This window comes from Paraburkholderia bryophila (assembly GCF_013409255.1).
Classification (GTDB): domain Bacteria; phylum Pseudomonadota; class Gammaproteobacteria; order Burkholderiales; family Burkholderiaceae; genus Paraburkholderia.
Genome location: NZ_JACCAS010000001.1, coordinates 2890237 through 2912307, shown reverse-complemented (window position 1 = coordinate 2912307; position 22071 = coordinate 2890237). Strand labels below are relative to the sequence as shown.

Genomic DNA, 22071 nt, shown 5'->3' with positions numbered 1-22071 from the left:
CTGCGGCTGTCAGTTGACCGCATCCACCCGAACCTTGATCAGATGCCGTTCGGCATCGAGCGACGGCACATTCAGCCGGATGATCTGTTCCACGTGGGCGCCCGCAGGCAAGCGCTCGATCTCGCATTCCGGACGCACGCCTTTCATCGCCCAGATCGCGCCCTGCTCCGCAACCAGATGACGGGCCAGTGTAACGAAATCCGAGAGCTCTGCGAATGCGCGCGAGACGATTACGTCGAACTTTGCGGGTACTTCGGCGCCCGGCTGCAATGTCTCGACGCGGCCCGTCACCACCGACAGATTGGCCAAACTCAGTTCGGCCTTGGCCTGCGACTGAAACGCCGTCTTCTTATGAACGATGTCATTCACGGTGACAGTCCATTCAGGCAAAACAATCGCCAGCACAATACCCGGCAAACCGCCGCCCGAGCCGACGTCGAGCACCGACGACGGGCCGCGCGGCGCCAGATGCGGCACGATCGAAAGCGAATCGAGAATGTGCTGGATCAGCATCTGTCGCGGATCGCGGATGGCCGTCAGGTTGTAGACGGCATTCCACTTCGACAGTAACGCGACGTAGTCGAGCAGCTTGCCAAGCTGGGCATCGCTCAAATCGAGGCCGAGTTCGCGAACACCCTCTTCCAGCAACGGCGCCAATGCTTCCCGACCGCTTCCCTTCTGGCTTACCGTCATTGCGTCACCGGCGTGCTGTCGGTGCCGGGTTCGACGGGTTTCGTCGAACGACGCCCCAAGCCGCGCTTCAGATGAACCATCAGCAATGAGATCGCCGCCGGCGTAATGCCGGAGATGCGCGATGCCTGCCCAATGGTTTCAGGGCGGAATTGCGTGAGCTTCTGGCGCGCTTCGAACGACAGCCCACGCACTTCCGCGTAGTCCAATCCCTCTGGCAGGCGCGTGCTTTCGTGCGCCTCATTGCGCTCGATCTCACCGGCTTGGCGGTCGATATAGCCCTGATACTTGATCGCAATCTCGATCTGCTCCTTGATCTGGGCGAGCAGCACCTCGTCTTCCGCCAGGATTTCCGGCGCGGCGCAGGCACCCGCACGCAGGCCGCAGACGCCGTCGTACGAAACACCCGGACGGCGCAGCAGATCGGCTAGGCTGTACTCATGGTCGATCGGCTTGCCCAGCAGCGCGGTCGCTTCGTCGGCCGATAACGTCTTAGGATTGACCCACGTTGTGCGAAGGCGCTCTGTTTCACGTGAAACAGCGTCACGCTTGCGGTTGAAGGCGTCCCAGCGGACGTCGTCCACGACCCCAAGCTCACGCCCCATCTCAGTCAAACGCATATCGGCATTGTCTTCGCGCAGGCTCAGACGATATTCGGCGCGGCTCGTGAACATTCGATACGGCTCAGACACGCCTTGCGTCACCAGATCGTCGACCAACACGCCAAGATAGGCCTGATCGCGGCGCGGACACCATGCGTCCTTACCTTGCACGTACAAACCGGCGTTGATCCCGGCCAGCAACCCTTGCGCCGCGGCCTCTTCATAGCCGGTCGTGCCATTGATCTGACCCGCGAAATAAAGGCCGCTGATCACCTTCGTTTCCAGCGACGCCTTCAGCCCACGCGGATCGAAGTAGTCGTACTCAATCGCATAGCCGGGACGCAGGATGTGCGCGTGCTCCAAACCGCGCATCGAACGCACCAACTCTAGTTGCACGTCGAACGGCAGGCTTGTCGAAATCCCGTTCGGATAGAACTCGTTGGTTGTCAGCCCTTCGGGCTCCAGGAAAATCTGATGCGATTCCTTCGACGCAAACCGATGAATCTTGTCCTCGATCGAAGGGCAGTAACGCGGGCCCACCCCTTCGATCACGCCCGTATACATTGGCGAACGATCAAGGCCACCACGGATGATGTCGTGCGTCCGCTCATTCGTATGCGTGACCCAGCACGGCACTTGCCGCGGATGCTGCTCAACCCGCCCGAGAAATGAGAACACCGGCACCGGATCCAGATCGCCCGGCTGCTCTTCGAGCTTCGAGAAGTCGATCGTGCGGCCGTCGATGCGCGGCGGCGTCCCGGTCTTGAGGCGCCCTTGCGGCAGCTTCAATTCCTTCAAACGCGCAGACAACGACACCGATGCCGGATCGCCAGCACGGCCACCGGTGTAGTTGTTCAAACCCACGTGAATCTTGCCGTCGAGGAACGTCCCCGCCGTCAGCACCACAGCGCGCGAGCGGAACTGAATCCCCACCTGCGTCACCGCGCCGACCACGCGATCACCCTCCACGATCAGATCATCAACCGCCTGCTGGAACAGCCACAAGTTCGGCTGATTCTCCAGCCGATGCCGGATCGCCTGCTTGTACAGCAAACGGTCGGCCTGTGCGCGCGTCGCCCGAACAGCCGGCCCTTTCGACGAATTGAGGATGCGGAACTGGATACCGCCCTCGTCCGTCGCGCCCGCCATCGCACCACCGAGCGCGTCGACTTCCTTAACCAGATGGCCTTTACCAATGCCGCCAATCGACGGATTGCAGCTCATCTGGCCGAGGGTTTCGATGTTGTGGGTCAGCAGGAGCGTGGTGTTGCCCATGCGCGCCGAAGCCAAGGCGGCCTCGGTGCCGGCATGACCGCCGCCGACGACGATTACGTCAAATTCTGTGGGAAAGAGCATCGCGGATCTCACGCCAGATCGTCGCGTGAGCCTTCAAAGGAAAAAGTATGGGCGAATTATAACGGGTTCGGTTTAGGCCCGAATTTCGCTCGATTGATCAGCCCATAAAAAAAGCGGTGTGTTTCACGTGAAACACACCGCTTGAGACATTCGCATTCGGCGAAAAACGAAGAACTAAGCCACCTTTTTCGCCAGCCCGAGGTATGTCTCGATCACGCGTGGATTCTGCGCCAGATCCGCCGCCGGACCTTCCAGTGCCAGTTCTCCGGTTTCAAGTACATAGCCGTAGTCGGAAATCTGCAGCGCGGCACGCGCGTTCTGCTCGATCAGCAGTGTCGCCACACCCGTCTGTCGCAGCGCACTAATGATGTGGAAAATTTCCTTCACGATCAGCGGCGCGAGACCCAAGCTCGGCTCGTCCAGCATCAGCAGATCGGGTTTGCCCATCAATGCCCGACCGACCGCCAGCATTTGCCGCTCACCGCCGGACAGCGTGCCCGCCGCCTGCTGCCGACGCTCCTTCAGTCGCGGAAAGAGCGTGAACACCGGTTCGAGCTGATCGAGGAAGTTGCGCTCCCCTGCCCGCTTGCGACGATAAGCGCCAAGCACGAGGTTGTCTTCCACGGTCATCGATGCAAACAGCTCGCGTTTCTCCGGCACCAGACACATGCCACGCGCGACCCGCTTTTCGACCGGCACCGCGCTCACGTCCTCACCCTGATAGAGAATCGTTCCTTTCGCGTGGCCGGTAGTGGGCAGCGCGCCCATGATCGCGTTCAGCAACGTCGACTTGCCCGCGCCGTTCGGGCCGATCACCGACACGATCTGTCCCGGTCGCACTTTAATCGCCGCGCCGTGCAGCGCCTCGACCTTACCGTAGCGAACCGACAGACCATTCACGTCCAGAATGGGACCCGCAGCATTCATCGTGTTTTCCATCACTCCACCCCACCCAGATAAGCTTCAAGCACGGCCGGGTCTTGCTGGACTTCCTGCGGCAAACCTTCCGCGATCCGCGTGCCGAATTCCATCACCACCAGACGATCGGTGAGATTCATCACGAAATCCATATCGTGCTCGACCAGCAGCACACTCATGCCCTCGGCCTTCAGTCGGCGCAGCAGATCGGCGAGTTGCAGCTTTTCCTGATAACGCAGACCGGCAGCCGGTTCGTCCAGCAGCAGCAAGGTCGGGTCGCAGCACAACGCCCGGGCGATTTCCAGAATCCGCTGCTGCCCCAACGCCAGGCTGCCCGCCTCGTCGTACATATGCTGCTCGAGCCCGACACGACGGATCTGACGCGCGGCTTCCGCCATCAGGCGCGCTTCTTCCGCGCCGTTCAAGCGTGCGATGCTGCGCCACACGCCAGCCTGGCCGCGCAGATGCGCGCCGATCGCGACGTTCTCCAGCACCGTCATACCCGGCAGCAGCTTGACGTGCTGGAACGTGCGGCCGATCCCGCGCTTGACGATTTCACGTGAACTCAGCGAATCGATGCGCTCGCCGCGGAACGTGATCTCGCCGCTGGTGGCTTGCAGCACGCCGGTCACGAGATTGAACGTGGTCGACTTGCCCGCGCCGTTCGGGCCGATCAAGCCGATGATCTGCCCTGCTTTGACCTCGAAACTGACGTCGTTCACCGCGACCAGACCGCCGAACTGCTTGCGCGCCTTGTTCACCGTCAGCAGGTTTTCGCCCGCCGTCGGCTTGCTGCGTTGCGGCAACGGCTCCGCATGCTCCGCCAGATGCGCACGCGGACCGCGCGGGAAGAAACGCGCGACGAACGGCCAGACGCCTTGTCGAGCGTACTGCAGCAGCAGCACCATCAGGATGCCGAATACGATCACTTCGAAGTTGCCGTTCTCGCCGAGCAGCTTCGGCAGCAGGGTTTGCAGATAGTCCTGCAACACGGTCAGGATCGCCGCGCCGAGCACCGCGCCCCAAACGTGCGACACGCCCCCCACCACGGCCATGAACAGAAACTCGATACCGTGATTCAAACCGAACGGCGTCGGATTCACCGCGCGTTGCAGATGGGCGTACAGAAAGCCCGAGATCGATGCCAGCACCGCCGCGTAGACGAAGATCACCACGCGCATCCAGGCCGTGTTGACGCCCATCGCCTCGGCCATCATGCCGCCGCCGCGCAGCGCGCGAATCGCCCGCCCCGGCCGGCTATTAAGCAGGTTTTGAACAGAGATGACCGCGCCGAGCACGACGACCCAGATCAGGTAATAGATATGGCGGCCCGATTCCAGGTTGATGCCAAAAACATTCAGCACCGGAATCCCGTTGATGCCGTCGTACTTGCCGAGCATGTCCAGATTGCCGAACAGGTAGAACAGTGCGAGACCCCACGCGATCGTGCCGAGCGGCAGAAAATGCCCGGACAGGCGCATCGTCACGAGACCCAGCATCAGCGCGATCAGCGCCGTCACCACCACACCCGCGATCAGCGCGAGCCACGGCGACACGCCATACGTAGTCGTCAGATAGGCGGTCGCATAGGCGCCGATCCCGACGAACGCCGCCTGCCCGAAACTCGTCATGCCGCCGATACCGGTCAGCAGCACGAGGCCGATCGCGACGATCGAATACAGGCCAATGTAGTTGAGCAACGTCACCCAATACTCAGGCACATGAATCGGATGCGGTAACACCGGCAACGCGAACAGCACCACGAGGAACAACCAGAAGAACTTGTTTTGCATGATCCGTTTCATCGCGTCACTCCTCGTCCTCTTCGCTGTGCGGGCTGGCCAGACTTCGCCAGAGCAGCACCGGGATGATCAGTGTGAACACGATCACTTCCTTATAAGCACTCGCCCAGAACGACGAATACGACTCCAGCAAGCCAACCAGGATCGCGCCGGCAGCCGCCAGCGGATAGCTGACCAATCCACCGATAATCGCGCCCACGAAGCCCTTCAAACCCATCAGGAAGCCCGAGTCGTAGTAGATGGTGGTCAAGGGCGCCACGAGGATGCCGCACAGCGCACCGAGCCCCGCAGCCAGCGTGAACGCGAGGCGCCCTGCCTGCGTCGTGCCGATGCCGACGAGCCGCGCGCCGAGCCGGTTCACCGAGGTCGCGCGCAACGCCTTACCCGAGATCGTGCGGTCAAAATACAGATACAGCGCACCGATCAACACCGCCGCGGTGCCGATCACCCACAAGCTCTGTCCGGAGATCGACAGACTGCCCAGGTTGTACGTCGCGTCGGAAAACGCCGTGGTCCGCGATCCTTCCGCACCGAACATTACGAGCCCGACGCCGACCATCGCGAAGTGCACCGCCACCGCCACGATCAACAGCAGCAGCGTGCTCGCCTCCGCGATCGGCTCATAAGCCAACCGGTAGACGAACGGTCCCATCGGAATCACGATCAGCAGCGTCAACGCGATCTGCGCGAGCATCGGCAGCGGATGCAGGAAAAGACCTTGCGTCACCGCGTACACCGCGATCGGGAACAGCAGATATTTGCTGACCAGCGTCACCAGCGTGCGCGCCGCGTGCCGGCGCCGCTCGGCATGCCGCACGAGACCCGCGACCTCGACGACGAAACAGGCCGCGCCCATCGCCATCAGCAGCCAGCAGGTGGCCGGAAATTTTTGTGTCTGCAACGCGGCGAGCGTGAGCGCGCCGTACGAAACAAACTCCCCCTGCGGGATAAAAATCACCCGCGTCACGGAGAACACCAGCACCAGCGCAAGCGCGAGCAGCGCGTAGATCGCGCCGGTGGTGATGCCGTCCTGCGCGAGGATCGCCGCAATTGATAGATCCATACTTCCTCATCCTGAAGCGTCGAAATCGAAACCGGGAAACAGTCGTGGCGGCGCCGTAGCGGCCAGCGACCTGCAAGTCTGAAAAGGCGACCGCCGCGCCGGGACACGGCGCGGCGGTCGATGCCATTCTCATCGACCAGAATGGCAATGCGGCGTCATAGGCCGCACATTGCGCGAGAGGCGCGTACCGCTTTTGTTATTAGTCGTTCTGCAGCTTCCACTTGCCGTCGACGATCTCAACGATCACGCGTGCGCGCTTGTCGAGGCCGTTGTGGTCGGTCGGCGTGGTGTTCATGATGCCGTGCGACACCGGCAGTTCCTTGATGTTTTCCAGCGCGCCGCGCAGCGCCACGCGGAATGCTTCCGTGCCCGGTTGAGCGGTCTTCAAAGCGACCGGAATGGCCGCTTGCAGCATCTGGCCAGCGTCCCAGGCGTGACCGCCGAAGGTCGCGACCGAACCCGCGCCATAGGCCTTCTCGTAAGCCGCCTTATAAGCTTCCGACGACTTCTTCACCGGATTCGAATCCGGCAACTGATCCGCAACCAGGATCGGGCCGGCCGGCAGGAATTCGCCTTCGCAATCCTTGCCGCACACGCGCAGGAAGTCGTTATTGGCGACGCCGTGCGTCTGATAGACCTTGCCCTTGTAGCCGCGCTCCTTGAGCGTCTTGGCCGGCAGCGCCGACGGCGTGCCCGCGCCCGCGATCAGCACCGCATCCGGGTTCGCGCCCATGGTCTTCAGCACCTGGCCGGTCACCGATGCGTCGGTGCGGTTAAAGCGCTCGTTGGAGACGATCTTCAGATGGTGCGCCGCGGCGGCCGCGGTGAAGACGTTGTTCCAGCCGTCGCCGTATGCATCCGCGAAGCCGATGAAACCCACCGTCTTCACGCCGTGACGCTCCATGTAGTCGGCGATCGCGTCAGCCATCAGGCTATCGTTTTGCGGCGGTTTGAAGGCCCACGCGCGCTTCGCGTCCATCGGCGAAATGATTGCCGCCGACGCCGCCAGCGAGATCACCGGCGTCTTGCCTTCCGCAGCGGGGTCGAGCATGGCGAGCGAGTTCGGCGTGACGGTCGAGCCGATGATTGCGTCGACGTGGTCTTCGTCGATCAGCTTGCGCGTGTTCTGCACGGCTTTGCCGGTGTCGGACGCGTCATCCAGAACGATGTACTGCACCGTCTTGCCGCCAATCTCCTTCGGCAGCAGCGCGATCGTGTTCTTCTCCGGAATGCCGAGCGATGCAGCCGGCCCCGTGGTGGACAGCGTCACGCCGATTTTCACCTGCGCAAACGCGGCGCCCGCGCTGCACATGAGCGCCATCGCGATGCCGGTACGTACCCATTGATTTGTCTTTTTCATTGCCAGTCTCCAAACGCTTTGAAGCGCGTATCTGTAATCCGGCTCACGGGCCGGGTGTCTGAATCTAGTTATAGGGTTCAGGCATGCCAAGCATGGTTTTCCCTGCTCGACGCAAGCTGCCTTCACCGCTTTGGTGCCACTTCCCTGCTGCGTGCCACGACTGCGGACTGCTGCGAATCCTATGCTGATTTTCTCGCGATCTTCGTCGCAATTTTCTGCTGCAATTTGTCGCGAGCAAAACACTAACATGTTAGTAGTATTGCGTTCTGCATCATCGACGGTCAAGCGCCTGCAGGCCCAATACGGGTTTGTCCTGAAGCCACGACACCACACTTTTTCACGCGACGTCGGGCGACTTCGCGTGAAACGGCCAATAAAAAAGACGCGTCAACTGCACGCGTCTTTTGAATGGGGTTCCGTATCGCTTCGCCTTCGCTCAGTCGCCGGACAACTTCCACTTGCCGCCGACAATCTCCACCATCACGCGCGCCCGCTGGTCGAGGCCAGAGTGGTCATTCGCGCTCATGTTGAAGATGCCGTGCGACGCGGGCATGTCTTTCGTGCTTTCAAGCGCCGCACGCAGCGCCTCGCGGAACGCGGGCGTGCCCGGCTGTCCCTTCTTCAGCGCCAGCGGAATCGCGCGTTGCAGCAGCAAACCAGCGTCCCACGCGTGGCCGCCGAAGGTCGACACCGAGCCGACGCCGTAAGCGGTTTCATAGGCACGTTTATAGGTCAGCGCCGTCTTCTTCACCGGATTCGAATCGGGCAACTGTTCGGCCACCAGCAACGGGCCAGCGGGCAGATACGTGCCTTCGCAATCCTTGCCGCACACGCGCAGGAAGTCGTTATTCGCGACGCCGTGCGTCTGATAGTACTTGCCCTTGTAGCCGCGTTCCTTGAGGGTTTTCTGCGGCAATGCGGCCGGCGTACCCGCCCCCGCGATCAGCACCGCGTCCGGGTTCTGCGACATGATCTTCAGCACCTGCCCGGTCACCGACGCGTCGCTGCGCGCGAAGCGTTCGTTCGCGACGATCTTGATTTTGGCGAGTTCGGCGGCTTTGCCGAATTCCTTGAACCAGCTTTCGCCGTAAGCGTCGGAGAAGCCGATGAACGCGACCGTCTTCACGCCGTGATTCGACATGTGCTGCGCGATTGCGGTGGCCATCAGGATATCGTTCTGCGGCGTCTTGAAGACCCACGCGCGCTTTGCGTCCATCGGTTCGACGATGCTCGCCGCGGCGGCCATGGAGATCATTGGTGTGCTGCTTTCGGCGGCGACGTCGATCATGGCGAGCGAGTTCGGCACGACGGTCGAGCCGATCAGCGCGTCGACGTGGTCTTCGCTAGTGAGCTTGCGGGCGTTCTTGACCGCCTGGGTCGAGTCGGTCGCGTCGTCGAGCACGATGTAATCGATTTTCTGGCCGGCAACCTCTTTAGGCAGCAGCGCGATCGTGTTTTTCTCCGGAATACCGAGTGACGCAGCCGGGCCGGTTGCCGACACCGTCACGCCGATTTTCACGTCCGCGAATGCAATACCGCTCCATGCTGCGGATACCCCGGTGGCGACTAATGCCGCGCTTATCCAACGCAATGCCGACTTCATCCCGCTCCTCTACCCCGTTATTCGTTCGACGTTAAATCCGCGAATTCCATTCCGCGGATTTAATCCCGACCCAGCGGTCGGTGAATAGCGAGTGTAGCGGAGCGCAGCCCCGCGCTGCAAGCGTTTTGCAGGGAAGCGGCGCGCGGAAATGGAATGGTTCAGGGAATAAAAAAGGGCCGGGAAATTGGCATCCAATTGGTGTTGGGCCATTCCGAAAGACCAAATAAAAAGCGCTGCTGGATATCAATCCAACAGCGCTTTCGTCTGGGCACTGAGTGCCTCATTGTCTCCTCGTTCTCCACCTGCAAATTTCGTGGTGCATCAGAACTGCGTGAAGATTAAACGAGCACATGGTGTACTACAACTAGCAATTACCCTAGTGGTGCACTGCCGCACTGAATTGGGGCGCATTTGCGCGGGTTTGGCCGCTTGCGTCGATCAGGTGGCGGACTTTACCGCCCGCCTCGCCATTTCAACTGCCGGCGGATTATATCGGATGCCGAAGCAGTTACGCAGACCCCTCTGAATCACGCGCGCAATGGCCGCACCCGCGCGACGATCTCACCGACAATACCGCGCCGGAACGCCAGCACGCACGCGATGAAAATCAAGCCGGTCACGATCGTGACCGACTCGCCGAGCGAGCGGAACCAGTCGATACCCGTCGACGACGCGAGCGCCGTGCCGATGTCGCCGAGACGATCCTCCAGCGCCACGATCAACGCCGCGCCGAGCAGCGGCCCGAACAGCGTGCCCATACCGCCGACCAGCGTCATCAGGATCACGAGGCCGGACATGGTCCAGTACGCGTCGCTCAAGGTTTCGAAGCCCTGCACCAGCACTTTCAGCGAACCGGCGAGACCCGCGAGACCCGCCGACAGAACGAAGGCGAGCAGCTTGAAGCGATCCGTGTCGTAGCCGAGCGAGATCGCGCGCGGTTCGTTTTCCTTGATCGCCACCAGCACCTGACCGAACGGCGAATGCACGATCCGCACGATCAGCAGGAAGGCCAGCACCATGACCGCGAGCACGACGAAGTACAACGTCACGTCGGACGAAAGATCCAGCAGCCCGAGCAGCTTGCCGCGCGGCACGCCTTGCAGACCGTCCTCGCCATGCGTGAACGGCGCCTGCAGGAACACAAAGTAGACCATCTGCGCGAGCGCCAGCGTGACCATTGCGAAGTAGATGCCTTGACGGCGAATCGCAAAGAGTCCGACCACGAAACCGAGCAAGGTCGCCGCCGCGGTGCCCGCGAGCACGCCGAGTTCCGGCGAGAAGCCGAGCGTCTGCATCGCGTAGCCGGTCACGTAGCCGGCCGAGCCGAGGAACATCGCGTGGCCGAACGACAGCAAACCGGTGTAGCCGATCAGCAGATTGAACGCCGCCGCGAACAGCGCGAAACACAGCACCTTCATCACGAACAGCGGATAGATGCCGAGCACCGGCACGGCGAGAAGCACGATCAGCAGCAGACCGTAGAGCATTTTTCTCTGCATCATTTTTCCTTGCCGAAGAGACCCGCCGGTCGCACCAGCAACACGAGCGCCATGATCACGAAGACGACGGTCGCCGACGCTTCCGGGTAAAACACGCGCGTCAACCCTTCGATCACGCCGAGCATCAGGCCGGTGAGAATCGAGCCCATGATCGAGCCCATGCCGCCGATCACGACCACCGCGAACACGGTAATGATCATCGGCTGGCCCATCAGCGGCGAAACCTGAATGACCGGCGCGGCGAGCACGCCCGCGAACGCCGCCAGCGCGACGCCGAAGCCGTAGGTGAGCGTGACCATCATCGGTACGTTGATACCGAATGCTTCGACCAGTTTGGGATTCTCCGTGCCTGCGCGCAGATAGGCGCCCAGACGCGTCTTCTCGATCACGAACCACGTCGCGAAGCAGACCGTGAGCGAGGCCACCACGACCCACGCGCGATAGTTCGGCAGGAACATGAAGCCGAGGTTGGTCGCGCCGGACAATGCCGACGGCACGTCGTACGGCTGGCCGGACGAACCGTAGATAGACCGGAACACGCCTTCGACCACCAGCGTCAGACCGAAGGTCAGCAGTAGCCCATACACGTGATCGAGTTTGTAGAGCCAGCGCAGCATGGTGCGTTCGATCGCGATGCCGAACAGCCCAACGATCAGCGGCGCGAGCACCAGCATCACCCAGTACGGCAGGCCGAAATACGAAAAGCCCATCCACGCGAGCATTGCGCCGAGCATGAACAACGCGCCGTGCGCGAAGTTGATCACGTTGAGCAAGCCGAAGATCACCGCGAGCCCGAGACTCAGAATCGCGTAGAACGAGCCGTTCACGAGCCCCAGCAGCAGCTGGCTCAGCATCGCCGGTAGCGGAATGCCAAAGATTTCCATTGAAGCCTTAACCCCTGAAGCTATCGCCAAGGTGAGATCGGTGACGCACGATCCGGCCGGCGCGCGTTCGGCGGCAATAACGCCGAACGCGCGCGGCATGTGAAACGGTTGCGGTCTGCGGACAGACGACTATCGGACCCTCAGCATCGGGCCCTCAGCCCGCGCTTACTTCCACAACGCGCAGCGCGTTTGCGCCTTGGTCGTGAACGCCTGCTCGCCCGGGATCGTCGCCATGATCTTGTAGTAGTCCCACGGCTCCTTGGATTCGGCCGGCGTCTTCACCTGCATCAGGTACATGTCGTGGATCATGCTGCCGTCCTGACGGATGTAGCCCTTCGCGTAGAAGTCGTCGATCTTGGTCTTGCGCAGTTGCGCCATCACCTTATCCGTGTCGGTCGAACCGACCGCCTTCACCGCGTTCAGGTAGGTCATGGTCGCGGAGTAGTCGGCCGCCTGCAGGCTCGACGGCATCTTCTTCATCTTGTCGAAGTAACGCTGCGCCCACTTGCGCGTGGTGGCGTCCTTGTTCCAGTACCAGCTGTCCGTCAGCACCAGGCCTTGCGTGGTTTCCAGACCGAGGCTGTGCACGTCGTCGATGAACATCAGCAGCGCGGCCAGCTTCATCGTCTTGGTCAGGCCGAATTCCTTCGCGGCCTTGATCGAGTTAACCGTATCGCCGCCAGCATTCGCGAGGCCGAGAATCTGCGCCTTCGATGCTTGCGCCTGCAACAGGAACGACGAGAAGTCTGACGCCGACAGCGGCGCGCGCACGGCGCCCAGCACCTGGCCGCCGTTCGCCTTCACCACGTCCGAGGTCGCTTTTTCCAGCGCCTTGCCGAACGCGTAGTCGGCGGTCAGGAAGTACCACGTCTTGCCGCCCTGCTTCGTCACCGCCGAACCCGTGCCGTTGGCAAGCGCGGTCGTGTCGTACGCGTAGTGGATCGTGTACGGCGTGCATTGCTCGTTGGTCAGCGTATCGGCGCCCGCGCCGATGTTGATGTAGACCTTGTGCTTCTCGCCCGCGACCGTGTTCATCGACAGGCCCGTTGCCGAGTTCGTCCCGCCGATCAGCATGTCGACGCCGTCGCGATCGAACCACTCACGCGCGCGCGATGCGGCGATGTCCGCCTTGTTCTGGTGATCCGCGTAGACCAGCGTGATCGGCTTGCCGTTGACCTTGCCGCCGAAGTCCGCGATCGCCATACGGATCGCTTCGAGTCCGCCCGGGCCGTCGATATCCGCGTACAGCCCCGACAGATCGGTGATGTAGCCGATCTTCACCGCGTCGTCAGCCGCTTGCGCGCTGCCTATCGTCAGGGCGGCGCCGGCGGCGGCCGCGAAGCAAAGGGTGGCGAGTCGCGCGAGTGGGTTCTTTTTCATTCCTGTCTCCTGTTTCTTCACTTGTGGTTATCAGAGGCAATCGGGCGGCTTTTATACGCCCAGCAGATCGTGCAACACCGGCATCTTGCTTTCGAGTTCACCCGCCCCGAAGTGCTCGACGATCGTGCCGTGCTCCATCACATAGAAGCGATCGGCAAGCGGCGCGGCAAAGCGGAAATTCTGTTCGACCATCACGACCGTATAGCCCCGCTCTTTCAGCGTGACGATCATGCGTGCCAGCGTCTGCACGATGACGGGCGCCAGCCCTTCCGAGATCTCGTCGAGCAGCAACAGACTCGCGCCGGTGCGCAGAATGCGCGCGACCGCCAGCATCTGCTGCTCGCCGCCCGAGAGCCGCGTGCCCTGGCTCATACGGCGTTCCTTCAGATTCGGGAACATCGAATAGATTTCGTCGAGCGACATCATGTGCGCTTTATCGCCGACGGGCGGTGGCAGCAGCAGATTTTCCTCGCACGAAAGACTCGAGAAAATCCCGCGCTCTTCGGGGCAGTAACCAATGCCGCAGTGCGCGATGCGATGCGTGGGCATGTTGATGGTTTCGCGTCCACCGATTCGGATCGAGCCCGTGCGCCGCCCCGTCAAACCCATGATCGCGCGCAGCGTGGTGGTGCGGCCCGCGCCGTTGCGGCCGAGCAGCGTGACGACTTCGCCGCGATTCACCGTCAGGTCGACGCCATGCAGAATGTGCGACTCGCCATACCACGCCTGCAAACCCGCAATTTCCAGCGCGGGCACGGCGTCCGCCGTGCCGCTCACTTCGAGGCTTTCGCGCTCGGCAATCGTATTCATGCGTGGGCTCCGGCGAGCGCCGCGTCGGCGCTGCCCATATAGGCTTGCATCACGAGCGGGTTCTTCGACACTTCGGCGTAGCTGCCTTCGGCGAGCACTTCGCCTCGTTGCAGCACGGTGATCGTGTCCGAGATGCCGGCGATCACGTTCATGTTGTGCTCGACCATCAGGATCGTGCGGCCGCTCGAGACTTTCTTGATCAACGCCGTGACACGATCCACATCTTCGTGGCCCATGCCTTGCGTCGGTTCGTCGAGCAACATCAGCTCCGGTTCCATGGCGAGCGTGGTGGCGATTTCCAGCGCGCGTTTGCGGCCGTAGGAAAGTTCGACCGTCAGCACATCGGCGAAATCGGTCAGGCCGACCTGGGTGAGCAGATCCATCGCGCGATCGTCGAGCTGGCGCAGCGTGCGCTCGCTCTTCCAGAAATGAAATGCCGTGCCAAGCTGGCGCTGCAAACCGATGCGCACGTTCTGCAATGCTGTCAGATGCGGGAACACCGCGGAAATCTGGAACGAACGGATGATGCCGCGCCGCGCGATCTGCGCAGGACGTTCGCCGGTAATGTCGATACCGTTGAACACGATCTGACCCGCGGTCGGTTCGAGGAACTTGGTGAGCAGATTGAAGCAGGTGGTCTTGCCTGCCCCATTGGGACCAATCAGCGCATGGATCGAGCCACGGCGCACGCGCAGGTTCACGCCGTTCACGGCAATGAAGCCTTTGAACTCACGGGTGAGGCCGCGCGTTTCGAGAATCGTATCGCCGAGAATCATGTTCCCTTCCATACGGAGTAAGGCGAAGCACTACGATCTTCCGCGCGAAGTTTTGCGCGACTTGTTATGACGGCGGCACCCCATGCCGCTCGTTGGCGTACTGCACCAATCCGGACGGTAATCCATGGGGCGGCACGCAGCATGGCTGCCATTGTCGCGCCAATGATGCAGCGCATTCATTGGGATTTGCACTTAGTGGATGACGTCGGTCTGCCACGCGGAACGTGCCGGCGCGCCGAACGGCGGGCGCGCGTAGGCCGCCCAACCGACGCGCGGCGGGCAGCCCATGCAATCAACGTGCCGCTGTCACACAACCGACATCGACGCGCCCGCCATGCCCTGCGCCGCGCGACTGCCGGCCACGCGGGCGCGGCGGTCTTCGCGGATCATCTCGCTGGCGCGCTCGGCGATCATCAGCGTGGGCGAGTTGGTGTTGCCCGACGTGATGACTGGCATGACCGACGCGTCGACCACGCGCAAGCCGTCAACACCGATAACACGTAGGCGGCTATCGACTACAGCGGCTGGGTCGTCGCTCGTGCCCATCCGGCAGGTGCCGACCGGATGGAAGATCGTCGTGCCGACCGCGCCGGCGGCCTGCTGAAGTTCTTCTTCGGTTTGATACTGGATGCCCGGCAAAATCTCCCGGGGCTGATAGCGGGCCAACGCGGGCGCCGCGGCGATCCGTCGCGTGAGACGCAGTGCGTTAGCGGCGACGTGACGGTCGTAGTCGGTGGAGAGGTAGTTCGGTGCGATCAGCGGCGGCGCTGAAGCATCCGCGGACTCGATATGAATGCTGCCGCGCGACGTGGGCCGCAACTGACACACCGACGCCGTGAACGCATTGAAGCGATGCAGCGGTTCGCCGAAGCGATCGAGCGACAGCGGCTGCACGTGATATTCGAGGTCGGGCCGCGTGAGTGAGCGATCGTGCGGATCGGACCTGGCGAACGCGCCGAGTTGCGACGGCGACATCGACATTGGCCCGCTTTGAAACAGCGCGTACTGCATACCGATCACCAGCTTGCCCCACCAATGCGCAGACGCCGTGTTGAGCGTGCGCACGCCGTCCACCCGATAGGCCATCCGCAATTGCAAATGATCCTGCAGGTTTTCGCCGACGCCGCGCAGATCGTTGACGACGTCGATACCCAGATTCTGCAGACGCGCGCCGTTGCCGATGCCGGACAGTTCGAGCAATTGCGGCGAGTTCACCGCGCCCGCACTGAGGATTACTTCGCAGCGCGCTTTGGCGAGATAGTCGGTGTTGTCGCCGCGATATTCAACACCGCTGCAACGGCGTCCTTCGAACACGACACGCTGTGTCTGCGCGCCGGTGATGACGGTGAGATTCGGTCGTCTAAGCGCGGGACGCAAAAACGCTTTCGACGCATTCCAGCGAATGCCGCGTTTCTGATTGACGTCGAAATAGCCGACGCCGGTGTTGTCGCCGCGATTGAAATCGTCGGTCGCGGGAATGCCGGTTTGCTGTGCGGCCTGCGAAAACTCTTCGAGAATTTTCCATTTGAGGCGCTGCTTTTCGACGCGCCATGGACCGCCCGCGCCATGCGATTCATTCGCGCCGGCGTGATGATCTTCACTGCGTTTGAAGACCGGCAGCACCGCGTTCCAGGACCATGATGCGTCGTTGGTGACGCGCGCCCATTCGTCGTAGTCTTCGCGCTGACCGCGCATGTAGATCATGCCGTTGATGGAGGAGCTGCCGCCGAGTACGCGTCCGCGTGGATACGACAACGCGCGTCCATTCAAGGCGGCTTCCGGCTGCGTTTTGTAAAGCCAATCCGTGCGCGGATTGCCGATGCAGTAGAGGTAGCCGACCGGCACGTGAATCCAGTGATAATCGTCTTTACCGCCGGCTTCGAGCAGCAGAACCTGCACGTCCGGATCCGCACTCAGGCGATTGGCCAGCACGCAACCCGCCGTACCCGCGCCCACGATGATGTAGTCGAATTCACCTTCCAGACGCCGACCTTCCGATACGGCCTTGGTGTGAGTGTCGCTCATGGTCTAGTCTCCTAAGCTTCTCTGCCCGCAGACAGGCGATGCTTTCTGCGCCTGCGGCGTCGGGCTGATTTTATTTGTTCGTTGCGCCTTCTCGCGTTGGCCTTCGGCGCGCGATCGAAAGCCGCACCGAAAACCAACACGTCACACTATTTCGCCACCGGCATCGTGAACTCGGCGCCCTTCGCGATACTGTCGGGCCAGCGCTGCATGATGCTCTTGTAGCGCGTGTAAAACCGCACGCCTTCTTCACCATACGCGTGATGGTCGCCGAACAGGGACTTCTTCCAGCCGCCAAAAGAATGCCACGCCATCGGCACCGGAATCGGCACGTTGATGCCCACCATGCCGATCTGGATCTGGCGGGAGAAGGCACGCGCGACGCCGCCGTCGGACGTGAACAACGAGACGCCGTTGGCGAATTCGTTGGCGTTGATGAGTTCCACCGCCGACGCAAAATCCGGTACGCGCACCACGCACAACACCGGTCCGAAAATCTCTTCGCGGTAGATCTTCATGTCGGTCGAGACATCGTCGAATAAGGTGCCGCCGAGGAAGAAGCCTTTCTCGTGACCCTCGACCTGATGACCGCGTCCGTCGACCACGAGCTTCGCGCCCGCCGCGATACCCGCGTCGATATAGCCGACCACTTTGTCCCGATGCACGCCAGTCACCAACGGCCCCATCTCGGCCGCCGATTCCATGCCGTTGAGAATCTTCAGGCTCTTCACGCGCGGCGTGAGTCGTTCGATCAGTTCATCGGCGATATGCCCCACCGCGACCGCCACCGAAATCGCCATGCACCGCTCGCCGGCCGAACCGTAGGCGGCGCCGATCAACGCATCGACCGCCTGGTCGAGATCGGCGTCCGGCATCACCACCAGATGATTCTTCGCCCCGCCCAACGCTTGCACGCGCTTGCCGCACTTCGTGCCTTCCGTATAAATGTATTCGGCAATCGGCGTCGATCCAACGAACGACAACGCACTCACGTCGGGATGCCCGAGCAGCGCATCGACCGCCGTCTTGTCGCCGTGTACGACGTTGAATACGCCATCCGGCAAACCGGCTTCCTTGAACAACTCGGCGAGACGGTTCGAGCACGACGGATCACGCTCCGACGGCTTCAACACGAAGGTGTTGCCGCAGGCAATCGCGATAGGGAACATCCAGCACGGCACCATCATTGGAAAATTGAACGGCGTGATACCCGCCACCACGCCCAACGGCTGACGCAGATTCCAGTTGTCGATGCCGCCGCCGATCTGATCGGTGAAGTCCGTCTTCAACAGATTCGGAATGCCGCACGCGAACTCGACGATCTCGATGCCGCGCATCACCTCGCCCTTCGCGTCGGAAAACACTTTGCCGTGTTCACGCGTGATCAGTTCCGCGAGTTCGTCGTGGTGACGGTCGAGCAATTCCTTGAACTTGAACATGACGCGCGCGCGTTTGATCGGCGCGGTTTCGCTCCATGCGGGGAAAGCGGCCTTGGCGGCGGCAACCGCAGCATCCACTTCGGCGACGCTCGCCAGCGGCACGCGCGCACTGACACTGCCGAGCGCGGGATTGAAGACGTCGCCGAAACGGCCGCTCGTACCCTCGACGGGCTTGCTATTGATGAAATGGGTCAGCGCGCGCGCCTGGGTTTCGCTGCGCGCAGCCGCGTCCTGATCTGTCTCGCTCATGGTTTTCCTCTTTCGGTGAAGTCTTCCGCCCAGCGTGCCTGCGCCTGATCCAAGGCGTCGTGCGGGCGTGTCGAAGGGCAAGCGTACGGCGCTTCGGGGCAACAAATCCAATGAGTAATGCTCAATTGCGATATAAGGCGAGCTAATATCAAGATATGGATCTGACTCTGCTACGGGCCTTTGTCACCGTTGCACGCGAGGGCAACCTCACGCGCGCCGCGGTGCAACTCCACCTGACCCAACCCGCCGTCAGCCTGCAAATCAAGCATTTGCAGGCGACGCTCGGCGTGACGCTGTTCACGCGCACTTCGCACGGGCTGTCGCTCACACGCGATGGCCAGGCCTTGCTGCCCCACGCCGAACGCGCACTCGCCGCGGCCAGCGACGTGCAGCGCGCGGCGCAGTCGCTGCGACACGAAGTGCGCGGGCGCTTGCGGATCGGCACGATCCTCGACCCGGCGTTTCTGCGTCTGGGCGGCTTTCTCAAGCAACTGGTGGAAACCTGGCCGCGCATCGAGACGGCGCTGCGTCACGGCATGTCGGGCTGGGTGCTGGAGCAGGTGCGCGCCGGTGAGCTGGATGTCGGCTATTACATCGGTCTGCCGTCGGAGGACGAACCGCGCGACGGTGCGGCCTTTCATGCGGTCACGTTGACGCACTTCCAGTATCGCGTGCTGGCGCCGGCCGGCTGGAAAGATCGCGTGAAAGGCGCGCGTGACTGGCGCTCGCTCGCCGCGCTGCCGTGGATCTGGACGCCGCCCGCGTCCGCGCACAATCGGCTGTTGTCGCGCTGCTTCGACGAGGCGGGGGTGAAACCGGTGAAGGTCGCGGAAGTGGATCAGGAGCCGTCGATGCTCGATCTGGTTAAGTCAGGCGTCGGTCTCACGCTCGCTCGCGACGCCACCGCGATCGCCGAAGCGCACGCGCACGCGTTGACCATCGTCGAAGGAGTGACGGTGCCGACGCAGCTCAGTTTCATCACGCTCGACGCACGCAAGGACGAGCCGGCGATTGCCGCAGCGTTGAAGTTGATCGAGCAGCAGTGGGTGACGTGATGACGTGTCTGCTGCCTGGCGTGTAGGGACGTGTAGGGACGCTTCGCTGCGATATGAGCTGTTCTCATGACAGTCAATCCGCCTCGGTTGAGCCTCTCTGCCGAACTGATCCACTCTGCGGCTTTTCGCCACCTGCGCGGCGTCAGGCTCGCGCTATGCGCCTTACACACCGCCGCTCACCGGCAAACCGCCAACCACCGCCCGCGCCTATCCCTTCATCTGAAACCACACCGTCACGCAGTTTTTGTTAGATTGGGGGTTCGCGCTGATTCGCTGATCCGCATCGTTGTTCGTTTCGCCTGACTCTGTCCTTCCCGGCAGCTTCGCCCCGGCCTCACCGGAAGCCGCCGACCACTCCACCCTTTCGACAGGAACCTGACATGGCACGCAACATTGAAATCAAAGCCCGCGCCCAGCATTTCGAGCAACTCCGTGAACGCGCGGCCAAGCTCGCGCCGGACGCGCCGCTGATCTTCCGCCAGCAGGACTTTTTCTACGACGTGCCGCGCGGGCGCCTGAAGCTGCGCCAGTTCGACGACGGCACACCGGCCGAGCTGATCTTCTATCAGCGCGACGATCGCGACGGTCCGAAGGCGTCGTACTACACACGCAGCCCGGTGACGAACCCCGAAGCCATGCATGCGCTACTCGCCACCGCGCTGACCACGCGCGGCATTGTCACGAAGGAACGCCATGTGTACCTGACCGGGCGCACGCGAATCCATCTGGACCGGGTAGACGGTCTGGGTGACTTCGTCGAACTCGAAGTGCTGCTCGCGCAAGATGACGACGAAGAAGGCGGCCACGCCGAAGCGCACGCCATGTTCGAAACGCTCGGCGTGCCGGAGTCGGATCTGGTGGCCGTGGCCTACGTCGATCTGCTGAGCCCGGCGAGCGAGCCGAAGCAGGCTGCTTAAAACTTTAAGCAGAGCGATTTTTCGCGGTGTTGGGCGCGTGGGACGCCCAGGTGGCATGCAAACGCCACGCTCTTCAAACAGCCGCCGCATCAAGCGGCGGCGGCCCCCGGCGACAGATGCCCAAGCGGCAACGGCCCATTGCGCTTGAACGTGGTCAGCACGATATTCGAGCGCACGCTGTCCACACCCGGCACGCGCATCAGCTTCTTCATCACGAACGTCGACAGATAATTCAGATCCGGCGCGACGATCCGCAGCAGATAATCGGCGTCGCCCACCACCGCGTGACATTCCAGCACCTCGGGCAACACCTCGATCTGCTGCTGGAATTGCTCGATGATCGAATCGCCGTGGTGCTTCAACTTCAAGCTGGTAAACGCGGTCACGCCAAGGCCGAGTTTCTCCGGCCGCAGCACGACGCGATAACCGTCCACCACGCCGACCTGCTCCAGCCGCTGCAAACGCCGTCCAATCTGCGACGGCGACAGCGGCACCTGCTCGGCCAGTTGCTGATGCGTGGCCCGGCCGAAACGTTGCAACACATCGAGCAACGCGAGATCGAAGTGATCCAGTTCTAGCATGTTAAATATCCGCATGTAATCGCTATTTAGTGCACGATTATTGCATACCGACGTGTTAGGACGCCATGATTGCGTCCAATCCGCACGTGTGTCGCTCTACACTCGCATCACTGATTTTGATCGGCACATGCCGTAGAGCCCCAGCATCATGTCCACCGCGAACACCGCCAAACTGAAAGAGCAATTCGACGCCGGTCTCGAAACCCGTGCGGACTTCACCATCGATCAACCGACGGAACGCTACGGCGCGGTCGACCATGCCGTGTGGCAACAGCTTTATGCACGCCAGACCGAGCTGCTCAAAGGCCGCGTCTGCGACGCGTTTCTTAAAGGTGTGGAACGCATCGGCATGCCGGCCGATCGCGTGCCGTCGTTCGATGAAATCAACGCGAAGCTCACGCCCGCCACCGGTTGGCAGATTGTCGCGGTGCCGGGTCTCGTGCCCGACCAGGTGTTCTTCGAGCATCTGGCGAATCGCCGCTTTCCCGTGACGTGGTGGATGCGCCGTCCGGACCAGCTCGATTATCTGCAGGAACCCGACTGCTTTCACGATCTGTTCGGCCACGTGCCGCTGTTGATCAACCCCGTGTTCGCCGATTACATGCACGCGTACGGCCGTGCCGCATTAGCCGCCAACGACGCTGGCGCGCTGCCGCTGCTGGCGCGTCTCTATTGGTACACAGTGGAGTTCGGACTGATCCGCGACACCGCGAGTCCGAACGGTGTGAAGATCTACGGCGCGGGTATTGTGTCGAGCAAAGGCGAGACGGTCTATAGCCAGCACGACGCGGCGCCGAACCGGATCGGCTTCGACCTGGAACGCGTGATGCGCACGCGCTATCGCATCGACACATTCCAGAAAACCTACTTTGTGATCGACGACTTCGCCCAGTTGTTCGGCGTCGCGCAAACCGATTTCGCGCCGCTTCTGGCAAAGCTCGTCAGCGAACCCGCGTACGCTGCCGGCGATGTGCTCGAGCACGATCGCGTGATTACGCGTGGTTCACAGCAAGGCTGGCAAGCCGACGGCGATATCTGACCGGACGGCTGAACGCACCGGCAACG

Annotated in this window: 18 protein-coding genes; 3 read left to right on the top strand and 15 right to left on the bottom strand. The window is 62.0% G+C overall.

Annotated features, from left to right (window positions below; all coding sequences use genetic code 11):
* Window positions 1-9: 9 nt before the first annotated feature.
* The 14 genes from rsmG to GGD40_RS12840 form a co-directional block, all read right to left on the bottom strand.
* Window positions 10-693 carry a 16S rRNA (guanine(527)-N(7))-methyltransferase RsmG gene (rsmG, locus tag GGD40_RS12905; protein WP_179743931.1) on the bottom strand — a complete coding sequence of 228 codons (684 nt, stop codon included), beginning with the start codon at window positions 691-693 and terminating at the stop codon, window positions 10-12.
* The gene (gene mnmG / locus GGD40_RS12900) at window positions 690-2648 is read right to left on the bottom strand and encodes a tRNA uridine-5-carboxymethylaminomethyl(34) synthesis enzyme MnmG (protein WP_179743930.1); all 1959 of its coding nucleotides are present in this window, start codon (window positions 2646-2648) and stop codon (window positions 690-692) included. Before mnmG ends, rsmG begins: the two co-directional genes overlap by 4 nt.
* A 174-nt stretch (window positions 2649-2822) precedes the next feature.
* Window positions 2823-3575 carry an ABC transporter ATP-binding protein gene (locus tag GGD40_RS12895; RefSeq protein ID WP_179743929.1) on the bottom strand — a complete coding sequence of 251 codons (753 nt, stop codon included), beginning with the start codon at window positions 3573-3575 and terminating at the stop codon, window positions 2823-2825.
* Between the two features lie 11 nt (window positions 3576-3586).
* Window positions 3587-5371 (bottom strand): branched-chain amino acid ABC transporter ATP-binding protein/permease, encoded by a 1785-nt coding sequence (locus tag GGD40_RS12890; protein WP_179743928.1) that lies wholly within the window; start codon window positions 5369-5371, stop codon window positions 3587-3589.
* 4 nt (window positions 5372-5375) lie between these two features.
* Window positions 5376-6431, bottom strand: a complete 1056-nt coding sequence (locus GGD40_RS12885) for a branched-chain amino acid ABC transporter permease (protein ID WP_176058943.1) — start codon at window positions 6429-6431, stop codon at window positions 5376-5378.
* A gap of 199 nt (window positions 6432-6630) precedes the next feature.
* Window positions 6631-7791 carry an ABC transporter substrate-binding protein gene (locus GGD40_RS12880; RefSeq protein WP_179743927.1) on the bottom strand — a complete coding sequence of 387 codons (1161 nt, stop codon included), beginning with the start codon at window positions 7789-7791 and terminating at the stop codon, window positions 6631-6633.
* A gap of 436 nt (window positions 7792-8227) precedes the next feature.
* Complete coding sequence (locus tag GGD40_RS12875; RefSeq protein ID WP_179743926.1) at window positions 8228-9394, bottom strand: ABC transporter substrate-binding protein; 1167 nt, start codon at window positions 9392-9394, stop codon at window positions 8228-8230.
* 527 nt (window positions 9395-9921) lie between these two features.
* Complete coding sequence (locus GGD40_RS12870; RefSeq protein WP_179708940.1) at window positions 9922-10893, bottom strand: branched-chain amino acid ABC transporter permease; 972 nt, start codon at window positions 10891-10893, stop codon at window positions 9922-9924.
* The gene (locus tag GGD40_RS12865) at window positions 10893-11777 is read right to left on the bottom strand and encodes a branched-chain amino acid ABC transporter permease (protein ID WP_179743925.1); all 885 of its coding nucleotides are present in this window, start codon (window positions 11775-11777) and stop codon (window positions 10893-10895) included. The genes GGD40_RS12870 and GGD40_RS12865 overlap by 1 nt, the downstream gene beginning before the upstream one ends.
* A 165-nt stretch (window positions 11778-11942) precedes the next feature.
* Window positions 11943-13157, bottom strand: a complete 1215-nt coding sequence (locus tag GGD40_RS12860; RefSeq protein ID WP_179707655.1) for an ABC transporter substrate-binding protein — start codon at window positions 13155-13157, stop codon at window positions 11943-11945.
* A 51-nt stretch (window positions 13158-13208) separates the two neighbouring features.
* Entirely contained in the window at window positions 13209-13967 is a 759-nt protein-coding gene (locus GGD40_RS12855; protein ID WP_179743924.1) for an ABC transporter ATP-binding protein, read from the bottom strand.
* Window positions 13964-14743 (bottom strand): ABC transporter ATP-binding protein, encoded by a 780-nt coding sequence (locus GGD40_RS12850; protein ID WP_007180049.1) that lies wholly within the window; start codon window positions 14741-14743, stop codon window positions 13964-13966. The genes GGD40_RS12855 and GGD40_RS12850 overlap by 4 nt, the downstream gene beginning before the upstream one ends.
* A 306-nt stretch (window positions 14744-15049) precedes the next feature.
* The gene (locus tag GGD40_RS12845) at window positions 15050-16768 is read right to left on the bottom strand and encodes a GMC family oxidoreductase (RefSeq protein ID WP_179743923.1); all 1719 of its coding nucleotides are present in this window, start codon (window positions 16766-16768) and stop codon (window positions 15050-15052) included.
* 146 nt (window positions 16769-16914) lie between these two features.
* Window positions 16915-18453 (bottom strand): CoA-acylating methylmalonate-semialdehyde dehydrogenase, encoded by a 1539-nt coding sequence (locus tag GGD40_RS12840; protein ID WP_179743922.1) that lies wholly within the window; start codon window positions 18451-18453, stop codon window positions 16915-16917.
* A gap of 155 nt (window positions 18454-18608) precedes the next feature.
* Between GGD40_RS12840 and GGD40_RS12835 the strand changes: the two genes are divergently transcribed.
* Both GGD40_RS12835 and GGD40_RS12830 read left to right on the top strand, forming a co-directional pair.
* Window positions 18609-19508 (top strand): LysR family transcriptional regulator, encoded by a 900-nt coding sequence (locus GGD40_RS12835; RefSeq protein WP_179743921.1) that lies wholly within the window; start codon window positions 18609-18611, stop codon window positions 19506-19508.
* A 380-nt stretch (window positions 19509-19888) separates the two neighbouring features.
* A complete protein-coding gene (locus GGD40_RS12830; protein WP_035554316.1) occupies window positions 19889-20425 on the top strand; it encodes a class IV adenylate cyclase in 537 nt (178 codons plus the stop codon).
* 89 nt (window positions 20426-20514) lie between these two features.
* On the opposite strand, the gene GGD40_RS12825 is transcribed toward GGD40_RS12830, so the two are convergent.
* On the bottom strand, window positions 20515-21006 hold the full coding sequence (locus GGD40_RS12825; protein ID WP_054042727.1) for an Lrp/AsnC family transcriptional regulator: 492 nt from the start codon (window positions 21004-21006) through the stop codon (window positions 20515-20517).
* Window positions 21007-21154: 148 nt separating this feature from the next.
* Here GGD40_RS12825 and phhA point away from each other — a divergent pair, with 148 nt between their 5' ends.
* A complete protein-coding gene (gene phhA, locus GGD40_RS12820; RefSeq protein ID WP_179743920.1) occupies window positions 21155-22045 on the top strand; it encodes a phenylalanine 4-monooxygenase in 891 nt (296 codons plus the stop codon).
* Window positions 22046-22071: the final 26 nt, after the last annotated feature.